The organism is Fulvivirga ulvae, from assembly GCF_021389975.1.
Lineage (GTDB): Bacteria > Bacteroidota > Bacteroidia > Cytophagales > Cyclobacteriaceae > Fulvivirga > Fulvivirga ulvae.
The window spans coordinates 1,942,242-1,962,385 of record NZ_CP089981.1 but is presented as its reverse complement, the minus strand read 5'-3'; the positions used below and the strand labels follow the sequence as shown (position 1 = coordinate 1,962,385).

19 protein-coding genes are annotated in these 20,144 nt (G+C 42.2%); 10 read left to right on the top strand and 9 right to left on the bottom strand.

What is annotated here, in order from left to right; genetic code table 11:
* The first annotated feature begins 174 nt into the window (after positions 1-174).
* Both LVD17_RS08040 and LVD17_RS08035 read left to right on the top strand, forming a co-directional pair.
* The gene (locus LVD17_RS08040; RefSeq protein ID WP_233765990.1) at positions 175-4,875 is read left to right on the top strand and encodes a T9SS type B sorting domain-containing protein; all 4,701 of its coding nucleotides are present in this window, start codon (positions 175-177) and stop codon (positions 4,873-4,875) included.
* 4 nt (positions 4,876-4,879) lie between these two features.
* The gene (locus tag LVD17_RS08035; protein WP_233765989.1) at positions 4,880-6,049 is read left to right on the top strand and encodes a PorP/SprF family type IX secretion system membrane protein; all 1,170 of its coding nucleotides are present in this window, start codon (positions 4,880-4,882) and stop codon (positions 6,047-6,049) included.
* Positions 6,050-6,121: 72 nt separating this feature from the next.
* Here the strand turns inward: LVD17_RS08035 and LVD17_RS08030 are convergent, their stop codons facing one another.
* The 4 genes from LVD17_RS08030 to LVD17_RS08015 form a co-directional block, all read right to left on the bottom strand.
* Positions 6,122-7,081, bottom strand: coding sequence for a calcium/sodium antiporter (locus LVD17_RS08030; RefSeq protein ID WP_233765988.1), 960 nt, complete (start codon positions 7,079-7,081; stop codon positions 6,122-6,124).
* 176 nt (positions 7,082-7,257) lie between these two features.
* Complete coding sequence (creD, locus tag LVD17_RS08025) at positions 7,258-8,604, bottom strand: cell envelope integrity protein CreD (protein WP_233765987.1); 1,347 nt, start codon at positions 8,602-8,604, stop codon at positions 7,258-7,260.
* Positions 8,605-8,654: 50 nt separating this feature from the next.
* A complete protein-coding gene (locus LVD17_RS08020; RefSeq protein WP_233765986.1) occupies positions 8,655-8,963 on the bottom strand; it encodes a winged helix-turn-helix domain-containing protein in 309 nt (102 codons plus the stop codon).
* A complete protein-coding gene (locus LVD17_RS08015) occupies positions 8,960-9,583 on the bottom strand; it encodes a hypothetical protein (RefSeq protein ID WP_233765985.1) in 624 nt (207 codons plus the stop codon). The genes LVD17_RS08020 and LVD17_RS08015 overlap by 4 nt, the downstream gene beginning before the upstream one ends.
* A gap of 167 nt (positions 9,584-9,750) precedes the next feature.
* On the opposite strand from LVD17_RS08015, the gene LVD17_RS08010 reads away from it, so the two are divergent.
* Positions 9,751-11,097 carry a cation:proton antiporter domain-containing protein gene (locus tag LVD17_RS08010; protein WP_233765984.1) on the top strand — a complete coding sequence of 449 codons (1,347 nt, stop codon included), beginning with the start codon at positions 9,751-9,753 and terminating at the stop codon, positions 11,095-11,097.
* Between the two features lie 327 nt (positions 11,098-11,424).
* On the opposite strand, the gene LVD17_RS08005 is transcribed toward LVD17_RS08010, so the two are convergent.
* Together LVD17_RS08005 and LVD17_RS08000 are read right to left on the bottom strand one after the other, a co-directional pair.
* Positions 11,425-11,832 (bottom strand): hypothetical protein, encoded by a 408-nt coding sequence (locus tag LVD17_RS08005; RefSeq protein ID WP_233765983.1) that lies wholly within the window; start codon positions 11,830-11,832, stop codon positions 11,425-11,427.
* 201 nt (positions 11,833-12,033) lie between these two features.
* Positions 12,034-12,996 (bottom strand): YpdA family putative bacillithiol disulfide reductase, encoded by a 963-nt coding sequence (locus tag LVD17_RS08000; protein WP_233765981.1) that lies wholly within the window; start codon positions 12,994-12,996, stop codon positions 12,034-12,036.
* Between the two features lie 149 nt (positions 12,997-13,145).
* Here LVD17_RS08000 and LVD17_RS07995 point away from each other — a divergent pair, with 149 nt between their 5' ends.
* Both LVD17_RS07995 and LVD17_RS07990 read left to right on the top strand, forming a co-directional pair.
* Positions 13,146-13,601: a GNAT family N-acetyltransferase gene (locus tag LVD17_RS07995; protein WP_233765979.1), complete on the top strand. Its 456-nt coding sequence runs from the start codon at positions 13,146-13,148 to the stop codon at positions 13,599-13,601.
* 24 nt (positions 13,602-13,625) lie between these two features.
* Positions 13,626-14,351 carry an MBL fold metallo-hydrolase gene (locus LVD17_RS07990; RefSeq protein ID WP_233765977.1) on the top strand — a complete coding sequence of 242 codons (726 nt, stop codon included), beginning with the start codon at positions 13,626-13,628 and terminating at the stop codon, positions 14,349-14,351.
* Positions 14,352-14,362: 11 nt separating this feature from the next.
* Here LVD17_RS07990 and LVD17_RS07985 read toward each other — a convergent pair whose 3' ends face one another.
* Complete coding sequence (locus LVD17_RS07985; protein ID WP_370688796.1) at positions 14,363-14,887, bottom strand: RidA family protein; 525 nt, start codon at positions 14,885-14,887, stop codon at positions 14,363-14,365.
* A 153-nt stretch (positions 14,888-15,040) separates the two neighbouring features.
* Here LVD17_RS07985 and LVD17_RS07980 point away from each other — a divergent pair, with 153 nt between their 5' ends.
* Both LVD17_RS07980 and LVD17_RS07975 read left to right on the top strand, forming a co-directional pair.
* Positions 15,041-15,607 (top strand): DNA-3-methyladenine glycosylase I, encoded by a 567-nt coding sequence (locus LVD17_RS07980; protein ID WP_233765975.1) that lies wholly within the window; start codon positions 15,041-15,043, stop codon positions 15,605-15,607.
* 38 nt (positions 15,608-15,645) lie between these two features.
* A complete protein-coding gene (locus tag LVD17_RS07975) occupies positions 15,646-15,879 on the top strand; it encodes a Kazal-type serine protease inhibitor family protein (protein ID WP_233765973.1) in 234 nt (77 codons plus the stop codon).
* A 10-nt stretch (positions 15,880-15,889) separates the two neighbouring features.
* Here LVD17_RS07975 and LVD17_RS07970 read toward each other — a convergent pair whose 3' ends face one another.
* Positions 15,890-16,327 carry a hypothetical protein gene (locus tag LVD17_RS07970; RefSeq protein WP_233765972.1) on the bottom strand — a complete coding sequence of 146 codons (438 nt, stop codon included), beginning with the start codon at positions 16,325-16,327 and terminating at the stop codon, positions 15,890-15,892.
* Positions 16,328-16,411: 84 nt separating this feature from the next.
* Here LVD17_RS07970 and prfA point away from each other — a divergent pair, with 84 nt between their 5' ends.
* From prfA to LVD17_RS07955, 3 genes are read left to right on the top strand one after another with little or no spacing between them, the layout of a single operon-like run.
* On the top strand, positions 16,412-17,479 hold the full coding sequence (gene prfA / locus LVD17_RS07965; RefSeq protein WP_233765970.1) for a peptide chain release factor 1: 1,068 nt from the start codon (positions 16,412-16,414) through the stop codon (positions 17,477-17,479).
* 35 nt (positions 17,480-17,514) lie between these two features.
* A complete protein-coding gene (locus LVD17_RS07960) occupies positions 17,515-18,933 on the top strand; it encodes a beta-helix domain-containing protein (RefSeq protein WP_233765968.1) in 1,419 nt (472 codons plus the stop codon).
* A gap of 4 nt (positions 18,934-18,937) precedes the next feature.
* Positions 18,938-19,360, top strand: a complete 423-nt coding sequence (locus LVD17_RS07955; protein ID WP_233765966.1) for a secondary thiamine-phosphate synthase enzyme YjbQ — start codon at positions 18,938-18,940, stop codon at positions 19,358-19,360.
* Positions 19,361-19,519: 159 nt separating this feature from the next.
* Here LVD17_RS07955 and LVD17_RS07950 read toward each other — a convergent pair whose 3' ends face one another.
* Positions 19,520-20,080, bottom strand: coding sequence for a hypothetical protein (locus LVD17_RS07950; RefSeq protein WP_233765965.1), 561 nt, complete (start codon positions 20,078-20,080; stop codon positions 19,520-19,522).
* Positions 20,081-20,144: the final 64 nt, after the last annotated feature.

Sequence of the window (20,144 nt, the reverse complement as noted above, 5' to 3'; positions counted from 1 at the left end):
TTTTGCCCTTCTTTATAAAAACCTGTATTTATAATCATTAATTGGACGTTTGTCTGCGCATTCCTCATATTAAAAAGAAAGGGGAAAAACACCCCTTCTGTTCCTACAGGTTACTAAACAACTAATTTTCATATAAAATAATATTCTCTTTTATTATATTCAAGCCGAATTGCGATGAAAAAAATAATACCGTTGGCTTTAAAACGACTCCTTCTGGGCTTACTGTTCGCTACTACTTTGGCTAATACCGAGTCTATAGGACAAAGAATTTACTGGACTCAGGGAAACAATATCAGAAGTGCAAACCTTGACGGGTCCTTGTTACAGACTCATTTTACGCATCCTGATCAACCTCATAAAATCTCTGTTGACCACTCCAGCAACATAGCATTTTTTCTCACTTTACCCGGTCAGGGCGATTTGTACAGAATCCCGCTTTCAAGTTTTACCACTCCTACACTCATTTATAGCTGGCCCGCCATGACCGCCGGTTTTAATATGGATCATCACCCTGGGGATGCGACGATCTATATTAATGCGTTTGTTGACAGCGACCCCGGGTCAATCGAGTATAGTAACTATACAGATCAGGATTGTTGTCAAAACCCGTCCACACTCAATATAGGGTCATACAGCGGCGACATTTTTCATGATATCAATGTGGACACTGATGGAGAGTACGTCTATGTATCCAATGAATTTGACGGGGTCATTTACCGAACAGGAACTTTCGGCGGGACTTTGGCAACTATTATTCCTTCCGGAGCAGGTGAATCATTTGATTTTGATTTCGGTGCACGAGAAATCATCTACGAGAACCCCACAACTGACAGGATCATGGCTGCGGATATGGACAATGGTAGCGGCACCTATACTAAAATAAGTTCCGGATTAACCGACATTAAGGCTATAGCTGTACACCCGGATGGCCGACTTATTATACTGGATGGTACAACCTTGAAGACAGCCAATAGTGATGGTTCAAACCTTTTTACTATTCTGGCAGGCCTAACAGGCGCTACCGACATTTCGCTAAGCGGCTGCTCAGACCCGACTATCCAGGCATCATCACCTGTAGCTGTTAGTAATAGCTCCTCATCCATAGACCTCTCCTGGACCAATGGAAATGGAAATGAGGTATTGGTAGTCGCCAAGCAGGGCAGTGCAGTAAATAGTGCGCCTAAAGACGGTATTTTACACCCGGCCAGCACTACTTTCGGCTCAGGAGACCCACTGGGACTTGGCAATTTCGTAGTTTATCGAGGTACCGGTAATGCAGTAACTATCACGAATCTTGTTCCATCCACCAGTTACCATTTTGCGATCTATAGCCTCAACACTTTCGGGGCATGCTACCGCACTCCCGGTATTACTGCGTCCACAAACACGCTGGCTCCACCATCCGTACAAGATGTGACCTCAGCATTAACTGACGGAAGTTATCCGTTAGGAACCACAATGACTGTCGAAGTAAGTTTTGATCAGAATGTAAATGTTACAGGTTCCCCCAGGATACTACTGGAAACAGGAGCTACAGATCGGTATGCCACCTATAGTGGAGGTTCGGGTACAACAACACTTCAGTTCCAATATACCGTACAAGCAGGTGACATTAGCAGTGATTTGGAGTACACCAGCGCCACAGCCTTAGAACTAAACGGAGGAACAATCAATGCTGCGGCAGACAATGCTATTGCCATATTGACTCTTCCCTCACCAGGCTCCACCGGCTCTTTGGGTACAAATAAAAATATTGCAGTTGACGGGATACTGCCATTGGTTACGAGTGTAAGCCCTTCTGTAACCCTTATTACTGATGCTGAAACGGGAACATCCGGCTTCACGCTGACAGTAAGGTTTAATGAAGCCATGAATACATCAGTTAACCCTCTCGTAAGTTTCCCAATCGAAGATCCAGCCGCAACGCTGACGTTCAACAATGGCAGCTGGTTAGACAATACCACCTACGATGCGACCTATGACGTACAGGACGTAAATCAAGAATTAGTTGATATAGATGTAGCAGTATCATTAGCAGAAGACCTGGCCGGTAATGTCATTGTTCCTGCCAGCCTAGCCAACATTTTCTCCATAAACATGTGCTCTCCACCAGCTATTGGTCTTCAACCTGTTAGCAAAGTTACCTGCTCCAACGTGCCTGTGGATTTTGTAGTTACTGCAACAGGAACGACAGTCACCTACCAGTGGCAAAAAGATGATGGCGCCGGCGGACCTTTTAACAATGTTACCAATGGCTCTCAGTTTTCAGGCACCACAACTAATCAATTAAATGTAAACAACCCCGGCGGATTGGACGGACACCGCTTTCGGTGTGTTGTCACTGAAAGTGGAAATTGCTCCGTGGTATCCAGCATTGTAAACTTAACGGTCGATCCTTTTCCTTCTTCATCCAATGCAGGCAGCCCGGGTTCCGTATGTGGCACCAGCTACACGCTCAACGCCAACGCCCCTATTATTGGCTCCGGCACCTGGTCAGTAGTGAGTATGCCGTCAGGTTCTGCAGGTATATCTTTTAGCGATGTTAATTCACATGCATCAAACGTAACTCTTAATAGTCCTGAAGTATATGGCACTTATGAGTTGCAATGGGAAATCTCCTCTGGCATTTGTTCATCGAATATCAGTACTGTACAGATCACTTTTGGTGAAGCCGCGACCGCAGATGCAGGGACCAACTTTTCGGTGTGCGCCAATCGCAACTTTGACGTTACCGGCGTGATCGGGGGTGCTGCCACTTCAGGACACTGGAGAGTATCCGGCGGAGCTGGTTCATTTACGAGCAGCAATGGTACTACAGGGTCTTCCTTCCCAGGTCCTTCCATTACCGATACTTACCAACCCGGCCCGGGAGATGCAGGGTCCACTGTCTCCCTTGAGCTGGTAGCTGAAGACCCTGATGGCGCTGGAGCCTGTACTTTAGTTACAAGCACTGTAACTGTTAACATGGTAGCTCCACCAACTGTTGCTTCTACATCTGCCAGCATATGCAGCAATGCTCCAACGGGAATAACCCTTAGCGCAACTCCTGGTCCTGTTAGCACTTACAGCATTAAAGCCATCAGAGTGCCGTCTGGCTTAACTGCCAATGCAGGAAATGCAACAGTTGCCTCGGGTTATAATAATGCTGCTATTTCCAGCGACAGCTATATCAACACCACATCAACGCCTTTAAATGTTGAGTATGACATCACTGCAGTTGGTTCGGGCTTAAACTGTGAAGGGCCAGTTACAACTATTATGGTTCTCGTCAATCCTCTACCTCAGACTTTTACGGTTTCAGGGGGAGGGAATATTTGTTCGGGCGAGAGTGCAGGTATGGGCTTAAGCAGTTCTCAAACTGGTTTTAACTATATATTGCTACGCAATGGATCAACAACCGTGCAGACATTAGCTGGTAATGGTTCCGTTCTCAGCTTTACACCGCAATCAATTGCAGGCACATACACTATTGAAGCGGTGCACCCGGTGACTAACTGTACCGGAACCATGAACGGCTCTGCCGTGATAAGTGTAAATACACCTCCATCTTCTGCAGCCCTGACCGGAGGCTCAACCATTTGCGCAGGAAGTAGTGCTCAGCTTACTTTGAATATATCAGGGGGAACACCTCCCTACGTGGTAGATATTCAGAATGTTGGAACCATAAGCTTTAGCGGCAACCCCATTTTGGTAACCCCTGCAAGCACCACGATGTATACTATCAATTCTGTTGTGGATGCAAATAGCTGCGCCTCACAAAGTATAAATAACACACCTGTCACCATACAGGTTGATCAACAACCAACACAAGCACAGGCTGGTAGCAATGCTGAGATATGCGATAGTCAGTTTACCAACCTGGGAGGAAACGCTCCCGCAGTGGGTACCGGGCAATGGACACTTATCAGTGGTTCGGGTATTATTACGAATCCTGCTAACCCACAATCAAGTGTTACAGGTTTGCAGTTTGGTGAGAACTTTTTCCAATGGACTATTTCCAATGGAGGTTGCCCGGCTTCAAGTGCAACAATTGCTATTACTAGAACTGCCATACCAACGGGAGTGGGCATTATTGAGTCATCATCGGGCCGTAACAGTTTCTGTCAAAATGATCAGAGTGTAACCTTCACAGTATCTCGCATAATTAACGCTAATTCATACATATGGAGCTTACCTGAAGGGTTTGAGCCTGTATCCGGGTCGGTGGAAACCACGGAGCCGTCGATAACAGTAAACCTTGTTAATGCTCAGGACGGGGCTGTTCAGGTGCTTGGCAAGAACATTTGTGGAAGCAGCCCCATCTCAAATGTCCTGAATGTAAGCGTACAACCCGTTCCAGAGGCCAATATTATTACAGAATCTAAAATAGTAAGTAATCGCACCACGCAGTTTAGTCTTCAGAGCACATCGGATATTACCGAGCTTCTATGGAATTTTGGTGATGGTGAAACATCCGCTGAAAATGATCCAAGCCACATTTATACTTCACCCGGTACGGTTACCGTAAGCCTTGAAATGACGAGTAGCAATGGGTGCAAGGGCATAAGTGAAATTGATATAACTGTTACCGGGCTTGAACCAATAAGCGTTGGTGACATTAAAAATGCCATTACACCTAATGGTGATGGTGCAAATGATATTTTATACATCGAGAACATTGAAAACTTCCCCAACAATGTCGTGACATTACTGGACAGGTATGGTGTTGAGGTGATAAAACTCGAAGGTTACAAGAACGACTGGGACCTGAACATTCAGGGAAGCACTATCCCAGCGGGTAACTATCTGTGCATAGTCCAAATACAAGATGGGGATAACGCCGAAAGTAAAGTGGTAACCCGAACAGTAACTGTAGTAAAAGGAAAAACTGAATAATTTGTTGAGACGTCTACTTTATCTCTTTTTATTTATTCAACTGAGCTTTTGTTTCACGGCAAATGCACAGGATCTGCCGTTGTATAGCCAGAAACTGACCAATTCACTCTTATACAATCCTGCGGCTGCGGGTAGCGAATTTGGTTCGCTCACACTATCTCACCGGAAATTCTGGTCGGGTATTGATGATGCACCTACAACTAACATGCTTAGCTTTCACACTCCTTTTGCTTATCATAAATTTGGTGTTGGCGCCACGGTTTTTAGCGAAAAGATCGGCATTTATGATCGACTTGCTGTAACCGGAGCTTTTGCCTACCATCTCAATTTTACTGATGAAACTACACTGTCGATGGGAGTTTCTGCTGAGTATAACAACCTAAAGGTAAGCACTGCAAGGTTAGATGTGATCAATACTTCTGATCAATTACTATTTGGCAATGATTTTAACAAAAGCAGCCTGGATTTTTCTTTTGGGCTTAACTTAAAAACAAAATATTTTGTGTTCGGTGGCGCTGCCAACCGCATAAGTACGGGTCTCGGTCTATCTGATGAATCTAATCAGCTATCCCCATTTTACAGCAGTTATATTAATTTCAAGCTTCCCGTTGCAGGAGCTCGTGACCTGCTGGAACCTATCATCACTTTCCGTCAGCTTTCAACGGAGTCTAATCAGTATGATATAGGTCTTTATTACACCTTTAACAATATGATCACCTTAGGTGGGGGCTACCGCTCAAGCCTGGTTTCGAACACCGCTCCACAGCTCAACGCCACTGCAGCATTAAGAATCAAAAAACGTATAGTTATTGGGTATACATATGAGACATTCAGTAACCAGTACAGGTCCAACCTCGGGAGCAGCAGCGAGATAACCCTGAGAATTGACTTCAGAGACCAAAACTATCACCGCAACCAGAAGAACTCACGGGAAATAATGAATAGCTCCCTTGCCTTTAGACGAAAGACCCTGACCAGAACGTCTTCACTCGCCAGAAATAAGGCCAATACCTCCTCAAAAAAGCTTAAAAAGAGGCTGAGGAAAAACTACCTCAAAGCGCCCAATTACCGCATGAATAGTAGCAAAAAGCTACACACAAAGAAAGTAAAGAAGGTTAAAGCTAACCGTAAGAAAAACAAACACCGCTATAAAAAACGCAGAGGCAACAGATAGGCGTGACCGTGAGCCGCGCGATAAGGCCCTCACAACCACTGAGGTAATAATAATGCTTGTTTGACGCCAGACCTACCCTCTCTCTATCAGGAAAGTTATGTACCAGAAATAAGCAATCAGAAAGAAGAAACCCTCCCACCGGCTGATCACCGGCCTTTTACCCACTACAACTGCCAAAATCAGCGCTGTACTTGATGCTATAATCATAAATACATCCGAATTACTAATAACATCATAAGGAATGGGTTTAATTGCTGCACTTAAACCAAGTATCCAAAGCAGGTTAAATATATTTGAGCCCACCACATTTCCTACTGCAATATCGGTATCTTTTTTAAAGGCTGCCACTGCTGAAGTTACCAATTCTGGTAAAGAGGTTCCTACAGCTATTATGGTCAGTCCGATAAAGGCCTCGCTCATTCCAAAACCCCTTGCAAGCTCTATCGCACCATCAACAACCCAACGACCACCAAAGAACAGACCTGCCATACCTACAACAATCAGCCCCACGGATTTACCCAGTGCCATTTCCTTAAACTCTTCCGTAGAGAACTCTGACTTCTTCTGCTTGGATACGATATAAACATAGCCCATGAACAACACAAAGAAAAATAACAGAATAACGCCGTCGTACTGGCTGATCACATAATCATTAGACTTCCCAAATAGTGAGGCATTAGCAAGAAAGCCCACCAGCAGTGTAGCGGTAAGCGAAAAAGGGACTTCAATAAAATAAGTGTTTTTTGTAATAGGTAGCGGGTTAATTAATGCAGAAATCCCCAAGATAAGCAGAATGTTAGCAATATTACTTCCAAGCACGTTCCCAACACCTATATCGGGAGTATCTCTGTAGCTCGCTATCAGGTTAACCAACAATTCGGGCAGCGAAGTACCAAACGATACGATAGTCAAGCCTATTACTATACTGGAGACATTGAATTTCTTACCTATTGAGGATGCACCCTCTACGAGAAGGTCTGCTCCTTTTATTAAGAAAATAAAGCCAACAACAAATAAGATATAAACCAACATATGGACTCTTTAGAATTGAATTTTCTAAAATAGCACATTTTTCAAAGCTCAAAGGCAATATTTCAACATTTTTAAAAATTTTTGGTCTTAATAAAGTATTGGAAAACAGCATACGTAGAAGATAATGGAATGTGGAGCTTAATAATCCGCTTAAGCCCCACATCACATCCGACTTTCTAACTTGCCTCCGAAGTCGTTCGGGAATTTAGCTCATACCAATTAATATGCCTTGAAAGATACATTAAAGCTGCCAGCGCTCCGAAAAGCCCCAGGCTTCCCACCAGTAAGGCAAAATCCTGCAATTGAAGTATAACAAAGATGAAGAAGTAAATGACTGTTAAAAGTAATGTAACCAGGATAGTAAGCATTCGGGTTTTGAACACTGCAGCTACATATACTGTAATAAGGCCAATCACCAGAATGCTTGATACCAGATAGGCAAGGTTAAAGCCCATGTGCTCTGTAAAGGATATCAGCAAACTATAAAATAACACAATAGCCAACCCAACCATTACATATTGGAAGGGATGGAACCTTTTCTTATTAAGGATTTCGATCAGAAAGAATATAATAAATGAAAGTGCAATTACCAGAATAGCATATTTCGCAGATCGCATGTTTTTCTGATACTCATCCACGGGCAGGAGCAAACCTACACCAAAAGCAGCCTCATGTATATGTTGGGTATTGCCAAGCCATTGTTGAGGATAATTCCGGTTAAGATCCAGCACCTCCCATTCGGCGGTAAAGCCCCCTTCCCCCACCTCGCGATCATCCGGAAGGAATTCACCGTTAAAGCTAGGGTCTGGCCATGGAGATACCAGTTTTACCAATGTTCGCTTACCAGCGGGTACAAAGCTCAGTTGCTTGCTGCCATTAAGGTCTACAGTAAACTCAAAATTGCTGACCTGCTGCTGCCCTAGAACTACTCTGCTGATCAGGCCGGAATTAATGACCTCCTTTTCCGGTAAACCGGATTCTACCACATGGTTTTTACCATTCCATTTCAAGGTCAGGTCTTTCTGGATGCCGGACATGTCAGGAATACCTATAGAAACATACGCTTCGTCCCAATGAATATTTTGTGGATCAATACCCCATATATTAAAATCGGGTTTTTCAAACGTACCTGAAAATTGAAGCTTGGTGTTATAAAGTACTATTTCATAGATACCACGCTTCCGCCGGTCCGCATCGACTTTGCCATCAATAGTCAATGTTTTAGGGAGGAAATGGGCGTAATGTACTGTATACCTTAACTCTCCATCCTTATTTTCATGGTATTCCCGGTAAGGAATGTTTAGTATAGGCCCTGCAAGTACCTGCTCCTTGCCCCATTTATCGCTTACTTCCTGGATAGCCGTGTCACGGTTCAGTTGTCGCTCATATATTAATGACTCTATGCTGGAGGCAGGTATGAGCAAAAGTAGGCCTATTACAGCTACGGCTATCAGTTTGACCATAATGGAATTCTTTATTCCGTCACTGATCTTGCTAATTGTGTTTTTTTCTGGTTCTTCCATAATTTTTAATTAAAAGTACTTTGTATCTCAAAGTATTGAGGTAAAAAATTTTATTTAGACTGATGTTGTTCCTTTATTAATTGTTCAAGTGCATTGATGTGGGTCTCAAATGCACTTCGTCCAGATTTGGTAATATGATATCTGGTGTTTGGCTTTCGCCCTATGAATGTCTTTTCCATACCTACATATTCCTCCTTTTCAAGGGCTTTTAAATGGCTGGCCAGATTACCGTCCGTTACATTTAAAAGCTCTTTCAGGGTATTAAAATCCATATAATCGTTAGCCGTCAAAGCAGACATAATGCCCAGCCTTACACGGTTTTCAAAAGCTTTGTTAAGATGATTGAGATACTGCTTCACTTTTCGTATTTAAAATACATAACCGTACCATAGATAATATGAAGCAGACCAAAGCCAATGGCCCAGAACAGAAGGCCGAACCCAATATAAAAACTACTCAACAAGCCTAGTATAATTTCACAAAAGCCAAGGTACCGGATATCCGTATAGGTGTATTTGCTTGCATTGATCAGGGCAAGGCCGTAAAAAATCAATGTACATGGTGCAATAAGACCAATTAGCCCTTTGCTAAACATAATCAACACGAAGATACCACCTGTAACTAAAGGAATGGCCAAATTAATGATCATTCTCTTGGCAGTTGCATCCCACACTTTATAATTATGTTTTTTTGCCTTGGTGTGAGAAAACCATATTCCCGTGCCTATTGCCAGGATCAAAACACCAAGTGCCAATAGTATAAGGTTCAGTGCTTTACCGGAAATGTCGCCCCTGGAAATGCTTCTGTAGAGTATCTCATCAGAAAAATAAAACAGCCTGTAGGCAAGAAAAGCACCTATTAGTGCGTAAATGCCGGCCATCACCCCGGAAAGCCCACTGAGGGACATAAATCTTGAAGAACGCTCCATAATATTTCTGATCTCAGAAATATCTTTGAGGTAGTCAGGTTCTTTATTCATTACAATCTTATATTAATGGTAAATTGAAAACCCATAATAATTGCTTTCTTTGCAATAGAATACAACAATACTAAAAGTACTTTGCATTACAAAGCAAAATGTGATTTTATGTGTCTCAACAGTTGCATTTTGCTTCTTGTTAAATAACAGATTGATTTTATTTGAGTATGGAAATATTTAATTCATATACTGCTGTGATCATCTTTTCATTAATTGTGATCATATCCTACTTTTTCAATATTATTTCTGAAAAGACCAACATACCTAGTGTTTTACTTCTCATTGTATCGGGTATACTCATTAAGCTGGGCCTCAATTATTTTGGTATCGCCACTGGCGGAGCACTGTTCAATGTGCTAGAGATACTTGGGATTGTAGGTCTGATCATGATTGTACTTGAAGCTTCTCTGGACCTGGAACTATCAAGAGAGAAATGGCCCCTTATATGGAAATCCTTTATGGTTGCTTTTCTGGGGTTAATGGTCTGCTCCTTCGCCATTGCATTTCTACTAAACCTGGTGATGATAGATAATTACATCATTGCACTGATCTACGCCATACCGTTATCAGTTATGAGCAGTGCAATTGTAATACCTTCCGTAGGAGAATTAATGGATGACAAAAAGGAGTTTATGGTATACGAAAGTACCTTTTCGGATATACTTGGTATCATGTACTTCTATTTTCTTATCGGTAATGTGGACAACGATAAGGTACATTCCGTAGTTTGGGACGTGTTTTCAAACATTTTCATTACCATAGTGCTGTCTGTTATCATCAGCTATGCACTCGTGTTTATTTTTCAAAAAGTCAGAACACATGTCAAGTTATTCCTGCTGATAGCCGTGTTGTTGCTTTTATATTCTATCGGCAAAATGTTCCACCTCTCTTCTCTCCTTATCATCTTGATCTTCGGATTGGTACTTAATAATCATAAGGTGTTTTTTCAGGGCAAATTAAAAAAGCTGATTCATGTACCTTCTGTAAATAGTATTTTGAACAACTTCCATCTCGTTACTATAGAGTCAGCTTTCGTCGTGAGGACTTTCTTCTTTGTCATTTTCGGGATCACCCTTGACCTTACGACGCTGCTCGACTGGAATGTTTTGTTTATCAGTATACTTGTTATCATCCTCTTGTTTGGTATCCGGGCTATTTTTCTCCGGCTTTTCCAGGGCAAAAAAATCACTCCTGAGATACTCATAGCTCCTCGTGGTTTGGTAACCATACTCCTTTTCTTTGCTATTCCTCAGGAGTTGCAAGTTGATACTTTTAATGCCGGCATCCTTCTTTACACCGTTCTGATCTCAAGCATAATAATGGCCATGGCCCTGATAGCCAGCGGCAAACACATTGAGCCAGTTGAAGCCGTACAGATGGCCTACTGGAATGAGATTGATAAGGAAATAGAATCGATACCTGAGTCAGAGAAAAACAAGCCGAAAGAAGAAAAAGAGAAAGAAGAAAAGGAAAATCAAACCAAAGCAAATGGACAAGAGAAGGTTAATAATTAGGGTATTGGCAGTAATCCTGCTTATACTTTTTCTGGCGTGGCTTTTTGGGTGGTCAGTGGGGTATTTTTAGCCATGGAGGCAAGTTGCTCTTTAGCGAGATCGACAATTGTACTCTTCTTTTCATCAATCAACCAACCTGTTGATCATTATGCCGTTCAACTTTGCCATCATGTATCTTACCATCGAATAAAACAGAACGTTAAAGTTAAACTTAGTGCGGACTCTTGAACAATTAAAAGACTTCTCCTTTTATTGGATATAAAACGCTCTAAAAAAAGGACTGATATCAACTACCAGTCCCTTTTTGTCCATCAATACAATGAACGTTTAAGCTTCATTCAATTTCTTCGCTTTGTCAATTTTAGCCTGCAGTCCTTCCGTGTCTGCATAAAAGTCTTTTTCTTTAGTCAGCAACATGCTTTTTACATAATTGTTGATGGCCTGATCATATAGTTTGTTAAGCATATAGTAATCGCCGGCAACTTCAAGACCCAACGCACTTTCTTTAATAGACAGTGAGTTATCCAACCACTCTTTAGCCTCTGTAAGATTCACTTTCTTTTTAATACACATATCCGCAGCCTTGGCAAGTGTTTCCCAATCATCAGGCGCAGCATTACTCACGGCTTCCCTCGCTTTCTCAGTGACTTTATCACCAGAAGCAGCCATCACATTTGACATCGTTAATACAAGGCCCAGCATACAGGCCAGCGAAACTTTCATTAAGTTTTTCATGACATTTAAGTTTTTGAGTTTTTGAAAAAGTTTGTTGTTATTTACCTACATGCCATACACGTGCCACTCTTGCAAATGTTGCAAAATGCTGAAATACGGATGTTTTTGGAGGTAAGCGGCAATAATTAATGAGCATAAACCGTACAGCTGGCGTACGAAATCGCGCATTTAAAATAACAAACAGGAAAAGCTGCCCTACGACTACAGGAGTCGCTTGCTCAGGGTCTCTATTATAAGGTCGGCATGCACTCGGGAGTTTTCAATAAACCACTTATTGGTTTTGAGCCCGCCACATACCACCCCCGCTAAAAATATTCCTTCCACATTGGTCTCATTGGTGTCTTCATTATAATGAGGTGTATGCATTTCATCATCCCTGAAGGCTATGCCCAGTGACTCCATAAATCCAAAGTTTGGCTTATAGCCTGTCATAGCCATTACAAAGTCATTTTCCAGTGTAAAGGTTCCCTCAGGCGTGGCAATATCAACCTCATGCTCTCGAATTGCTGTTATTTGTGAGTTAAAATATGATTTGATTGATCCCTCTTTTATACGATTTTCTATATCAGGCTTAACCCAGTATTTGACCGAGTCAAGCAAAGTTGGTTCCCTGATAACCATAGTTACATCGGCACCCTTTCTATAAGTCTCCAAAGCTACATCTACTGCTGAATTTGCCGCTCCCACTACGATAAGCTTTTGATTAAAATATGGATGGGGCTCGTCATAGTAATGCTTTACCTTTGCAAGGTTCTCGCCGGGCACTCCCATCATAAACGGGATATCGTAAAAACCAGTGGCCAGTACAACGGACTTCGTCTGATATTTTGCCCTTGTTGTACTAACATTAAAAATTACATCTTCCTTTTTTACTTCTGTTACAGATTCATATAGCTTAATTTGCAGCTCCCAACTCATTGCTACCCGTCTGTAGTATTCCAGAGCTTCAAAACGGTTGGGTTTATTGCCATGAGAAATAAATGGTACGCCACCGATTTCCAGGCGCTCAGACGTGGAAAAAAAGGTCATGTTGAGGGGGTAGTTATAAATAGAGTTCACCAGGCAGCCTTTGTCTACGATTATATATTTCAAACCCGCTTTTTTTGCCTCAATACCGCAAGCCAATCCTATAGGACCTGCGCCTATGATCAGAACATCATACATAGCTGTAACTATTTACTTTTTACGAAGTATTTCTGTCTGACAATTATAGGTTAAAAGGTTCAGAAATTCAGATTAAATGAGAATGGTTAAGTTTTGAAAGCGACTTTTCGGTCGCTTTTTTCTTTTTTAGATGTTATATTTATATATATATGATAACCGTAAGACCTGCTAAATATAAAGAACGTAAAATTATAGTTGATTTCCAGAAGAGAATGGCTCGCGAAACTGAAGAGCTGGAACTCGATGAAAAACAACTAAAAAAAGGGGTGGAGGCTGTTTTCGAGGACTTCAACAAGGGCATATATTATGTTGCCGAAGACAATGAAGAGGTAGTAGCGTGCCTGCTGACTACTCCTGAATGGAGTGAATGGAGAAACGGGACAGTTGTATGGCTACAATCAGTTTATGTGCGCGAGGATTATAGAGGTAGAGGGATCTTTAAAAGCATGTACAACTTTATCAAAAATATGGTAGAACAGGAGGATGATTTAAAAGGAATCCGTCTGTACGTTGAAAAAACAAATCAAAGCGCACAAAATGTCTATCAGGCAATTGGTATGAACGGTGATCATTATCAATTTTTTGAGTGGATGAAAACTTTCTGATATCAAGACCTACAATTTATCAAAATGCATATTATACTAACCCTGCTACTTTCGTTCTCCTTTCTAACCATACACGGACAACAGTTTGAAAGGGACGTTATTAATACGTCTGACGGTCCTCTTACCATCACATTTATCGGGCATGGTTCATTGATGATGGAATTTAAAGAGAGCATAATTCACATAGATGCTTCATCGAGGGAAGCAGACTATGGCAAGCTACCTGACGCTGACCTGATATTGATCACTCACCATCATGGTGACCACTGTGATCCTGCCGCAGTTGAAAAGATCAAAAAGGAAAGTACCACCACGGTACTTACCGCTCTGGCGGAGGAAAAGTTAGGTTTTGGTAAGGTAATTAACAATAATGAAACCTTCAATTATCAGTCTGTCCAAATCGAAGCTATCCCTGCTTACAACCTGGTTCACAAAAGGGACAATGGCGATTTTTTCCATCCTAAAGGCTGTTGTAACAGCTATATCTTGAATATTGGAGATAAAAGGATTTTTATTGGTGGAGATACTGAAAATACTCCTGAAATGAAGGCCTTGTCAAACATAGATATTGCCTTTTTACCCATGAATCTACCCTACACCATGACACCTGAAATGGTAGCAGACGCAGCAAAGGCTTTCCGGCCAAAAATTCTGTATCCATATCACTATGGCACTACCGATACCTCTATCATACAAAACTTACTGAAAAATGAAAAGGACATAGAAGTTAGAATCAGAAAAATGCCGTGAGCGCCAGCACACTATTTCACTTCTACTATCATCTCTATTTCTACGGCGATGTTGAAAGGCAATGACACCATACCAACTGCCGCTCGGGCATGCTTTCCCTTCTCACCGAAAACCTCCACCAGCAGATCTGAGCAGCCATTGATGACTTTTGACTGATCATAAAAATCCGGGGTGCAATTGACCATCCCTGTAACTTTTACTATTCGTTTTACCCTACTGAGATCTCCAATTTCAGCTTTCAGCGTTGATAAAAGCGAGATGGCAGCAATGCGCGCGGCTTCCTGACCTTCCTCAAGGGTAAGGTCAGATCCGAGCTTACCTTTAATGCTGGTGCCATCTCCTTTAGATGGTCCGTGTCCTGAGAGAAATACTAGGTTGCCACTTTGAACAGCTTTGGTATAATTAGCTACAGGCTTAGTTGGCTTGATAAGTTCTATACCTAACTTTTCCAACATTTGCTCCGGAGTCTGAGCATTCAGCATTTTAATAGCGGACAGCAAAACTATGCCTGTCAGCAGGGTCTTGATTGTTTTCATTAATAAAAGGATTTATTGGTATTCAATTACCTCAAATAATTAATCAATTACAATAGGTTACTGTTATGAACGAACCTTCCGTTTAAATATTTCAGCTTCCCAAACCCTCCGGTTTATTATAACGTAAAGTCTCAAACACCAAAACAAAAAAAAATGAAAACACGCTGCGGATGGGCTGAAGGCCAGTTTGATGAATACGTAAAATACCATGATGAAGAATGGGGGCTGCCAGTTCACGATGATAAAGTCCATTTTGAGTTTCTCATTCTCGAAGGGGCCCAGGCAGGATTGAGTTGGGCCACTATACTTAAAAAAAGAGACGGTTACAGAACTGCGTTTTCTAATTTCGATCCGGCCAGGGTAGCTCAGTACGATGAAAAGAAAATACTTGAACTAATTGACTACCCTGGTATAGTAAGAAATAAACTAAAGATCCGCGGAGCTGTTAATAATGCAAAGCGCTTTTTAGAGATTCAAAAGGAGTTCGGTAGTTTTGATAATTACATATGGAGGTTTGTAGGAGGCTCACCAATCAACGGCCACCGGAAGAACATGTCAGAAGTGCCGGCAACTACCGCAGAATCAGATGCGCTTAGTAAGGATTTAAAGAAAAGAGGGTTCAAGTTTGTGGGAAGTACGGTTATTTATGCCCACATGCAAGCATGCGGATTGGTAAATGACCATGCTGTAGACTGCTTCAGGCATAAGGAGGTTATGTAAATTCAACCCTCTTAATTGTTCATTAAAAAATACTGCTGATGAAAAATTTGATCTTACTACTGCTGGTTGGTTTTGCGCTCGCCTGTGATCATAATGAACAGGCAAGCGACTGTATTGATGAGTCACAGATAGACCCTGAGGGAATCTGCACAAAGCAGTACGACCCCGTGTGCGGCTGTGATGGAAAGACTTATGGCAACCCTTGCGAAGCAGAAAAAGCCGGGGTTACTTCCTGGACAGAGGGTGAGTGTGACGCAAGCGAGCAATCCTGATCCTGCCTGGTCAGAGGGCTAACACCACCTTTTTTATAGGGATGCTGATAAACCAGACTCCCTGTAAATTTGCTGTATCTTTTGCCGGATAAGAGTACAGTATGGTGTCTTCCAGTTTCTGTACATTATCCTGCAAATCTGCCTGCGGTGAATATAAATATGCCTCAAAAAGGTCATTTTGTTCTTGTGAAAGTGAAGGCGACAAAGTATCGGCAAACAAGATAGCAACTCCGTTGACCTTAGACAGAGAGTCCTTATTATCTATAGCAAGATGCTCTGCATAATCTCTTCCCATTTCTAGGGCCTTTTCAAATATCTGATCATCTGAAACACGTTTGATTTCCCTCGTTTTCATTTCCTTTTTTAAAGCCCTTCGTTGTTCATCAGATAATGAACCCCCGCAGCTCATAATAGTTAAAAACAAGCCAAAAAGTAAGATTCCTCTCATTTTGTGGGATTTGATTAATATTCTGCAAAGCTACAATTAAATCCTCCCTATTTGTTAATTTTGTTGAAATAATAGGAAATTCATATGATTCAAAAACTTGAGGAAATAAAGCATAGGTTTGAAGAAGTAGGACAGCTGATCGTGCAGCCCGACGCGATGGCTGATATGAAAAAGTACTCACAACTGAGCAAAGAATATAAGGACCTCCAGAAGATCGTTGAAAAATACGACGAGTATAAAGATGTCCTATCCAATATAGATAATGCTAAGCAGGTAATTAAAACCGAAAAAGATGAAGAGTTCCGCGAAATGGCGAAGATGGAACTTGACGAACTTGACCCAAAAAAGGAAGAGCTTGAAGACGAGCTGAAGCAGATGCTCATACCTAAAGACCCCAATGATGATAAAGATGCAATCCTTGAGATCCGTGCAGGTACAGGTGGAGATGAAGCCGCAATTTTTGCTGGCGATCTTTTCAGAATGTATCAGAGGTTCTGCGAACGTATAGGCCTAAAGCTTACCGTACTTGACCTGACGGAGGGAACCAGCGGTGGCTATAAGGAAATTGTCAGCACCGTTTCCGGTGACAATGCCTATGGCACTTTAAAGTTTGAATCTGGTGTACACCGCGTACAAAGGGTACCTCAAACGGAAACCCAGGGCCGGGTACATACCTCTGCTGCCACTGTAGCCGTATTACCTGAAATGGACGACGTTGAGGTAGATATAGACATGAACGATGTTCGTAAAGACACTTTCTGTTCATCAGGTCCGGGTGGTCAGTCTGTTAACACCACGTATTCTGCCGTCAGGCTTACCCACATACCGAGTGGTATCGTTGTGTCCTGCCAGGATCAGAAATCGCAGTTAAAGAACTTTGATAAGGCATTAAAAGTATTGCGCTCACGTCTTTATGAAATAGAGCTTGCAAAGCATAATGAAGCCGTTGGGGCCCAAAGGAAATCCATGGTAGGCAGTGGCGACCGTTCAGATAAGATCAGGACTTACAATTACCCGCAAAGCCGTGTTACAGATCACAGGATCAATTACAGCCAGCACAACCTGCCAGCCGTAATGGATGGGGAAATAGATGAGTTTATCGAACAACTGCACATGGCGGAAAGTGCAATGAAGATGAAAGAAGGAGAATAAAATTTATTCTCCTTTGTAGCGTTAAAGAAGTTATCGTGAAGAGTATCTTACCTGTAATATTTTTACTGCTGGCATTTATGGCCTGCAAGCCCGAAGAAGAAAAGCTGACCTTCGATAGCAGCGCCAGTCTCAGGTTTTCTACCGATACCATCTTTTTTGATACCGTATTTACCAAAGTCAGTAGTGAGATCAGGAATATCACAAAGCGGCTGAAAGTATATAATGACAGCGACAATGCTGTTGAGATAGCCAGCATATCCCTAAAAAAGTCCACTTCTCCATACACCATTTATGTAAACGGACGGCCATCTTCAAGCTTTGAAAATACAAGGCTGCTGGGCAATGACAGCCTTCTGGTATTGGTTGAGGTCACTATTGATCCTGCTGATGAAAACCTGCCGTTTATTGTATCCGATGAGATCAGCTTCCTGACCAATAGCAACAAACAGAATGTTCAACTAGTAGCATGGGGTCAGGATGCCAATTTTTTGAGGGATTCCGTACTGGCTTGTAATGTTACCTGGACCAATGAGCGGCCTTATGTCATTTACAATTCAGTACTTATTGATTCTTTGTGCTCACTGACTATTGAGCCTGGTACGCAAATATATTCGCATAACGGATCGTACATTTTTGTAAAGGGCACCATCGACGCACAGGGTGAGGCAGAAAAGAGGGTATTATTCAGAAATGACCGGCTTGATTTTAAGGAGGTACCCGGCCAGTGGGGAGGTATAATTTTCCTGCCCGGCAGCAAAAACAATAACATAAACCATACTGACATTCGCAATGCAGAAGTGGGTATATACCTTGGCACACCCGATGATGACACCGAGCCGGATCTGATCATTGGCAACAGTACTATTGAAAATATCGGTGGAAACACCAAACTACCCATAAACGGTGGGCTTGTTTTACCCGGATATGGCATTCTGGCAATTACTTCCGACATGTACGTCTACAATACCGTGATAAACAACTGTGCAATAAATACCCTTGGAAACTATGCGGGTGGCAGCTACCGGTATGAGCATTGCACCTTTGCCAACTACTCTTTCGATTTTTTCAGAGAAGATCCTTCCGTGGTTTTTTCAGACAACCTGGTGATCGGTGAAGATGCGCTGTTAGTTGATGATCTAGAAGTTGAACTGGCTAACTCAATTATCTGGGGCTCTCTCAAAGATGAAATTATTATCAGCAACAGCGGACAAGCCAGTTTCAGTCTAAGTATGTCCAATAACCTGCTCAAAACATCAAATGAAGACTTTAATGTTAACGGCAATATCCTAAATGAAGACCCCAATTTTGTGTATCCGAGGGATCATGATTACAAATTGGATACACTTTCTCCAGCCAAGGACAAAGGCATAGTACTTGGCCTGGGTACAGACCACGATGGTAAACCCCGTGACGACAACCCTGATCTTGGGGCTTTTGAAAGAATAGAAAACTAGCTTTATGAAAGTTTTTCAAAAAGAGATATCCGTTCCATCTCAGCCACGAGGCTTCCACCTCATCACATCGATTGTGGAGAATGCGCTTCCTGAGCTTCGGGAAATACAAGCCGGCCTGCTACAGGTTTTTATCAAGCATACTTCTGCCGGTTTGACTATCAATGAAAATGCTGATCCAACCGTGCGGCAGGATTTTGAAAGTCACTTCAACAAAATGGTTCCTGAAAATGCTCCCTACTACAAGCATACCCTTGAAGGGTCCGATGATATGCCGGCGCACATCAAATCTTCACTACTGGGGAGCTCAGTATCCATTCCAATAACCAAAGGACGTCTTAACCTGGGCACATGGCAAGGCATATACCTTTGTGAACATCGCAACCATGGTGGAAGCCGCAGGTTGGTGATCACTGCCTTTGGCAATTAAAATTTGTTTAAAAAATTAATGCATAAAACTGTTGTGCGGCTATGAAAAATGTCATAGCCTGGTTTACCAATGACCAAGGCAGAGCCAAAAATTCATCATAGAAAACCAAAGCCTTACTTATGACCCCGATGGAAAGTATGTGGACCTATGGCTCAATGATCAGTAAACCCTTGTGAGCCTGTAATAGTCGGAAACAGTAATTCGAAAGGCCTCGCGTTCTCTCGGGTCATCAAGTAAAGGCAGCTCTTCTCCTTCAAGTTTCAGGGTAAAGCGGGCTTTCTTTTGCAGAGCCTCATAAACCTGGGAGACAAACTCAAGCATACCCTCACGATTGTAATTTTCCAAAAGTATGGTTCCGCCGGTTTCAGCTTCTCCACTCCATATTACTTCCAGACGATCCTGATCCCGTAGCGATTCGTCCGGCTCGAGCAGCAAGTAAGCTTCATCCTGCAAATAATTAATGACGATGGCCAGGTTCAGCAGCTGATGATCCGCCTCCTGAACTCTGTCTTTGTACCTGAAAATATTGAATTTTGCCACACTATTCTCCTCAAGGTCATAGTACGACTGCCTCATATTTTTGAAAAACAGCTCGGTGTCGTCCCCTGTCTTAAAACTGAATTTTGCCCGGTCTACTTTTTTGTCGTGGTCGATTTTGCAGGAATAAAGCAGGACAGCGACTGCTACAAAAAGCATATTTTTCATTATTTGGGGAGACATAGGTTGCTTGTATTAAAGGGTAAACTTAACATTCGACATCATGAAAACATTGCATATTGTACTA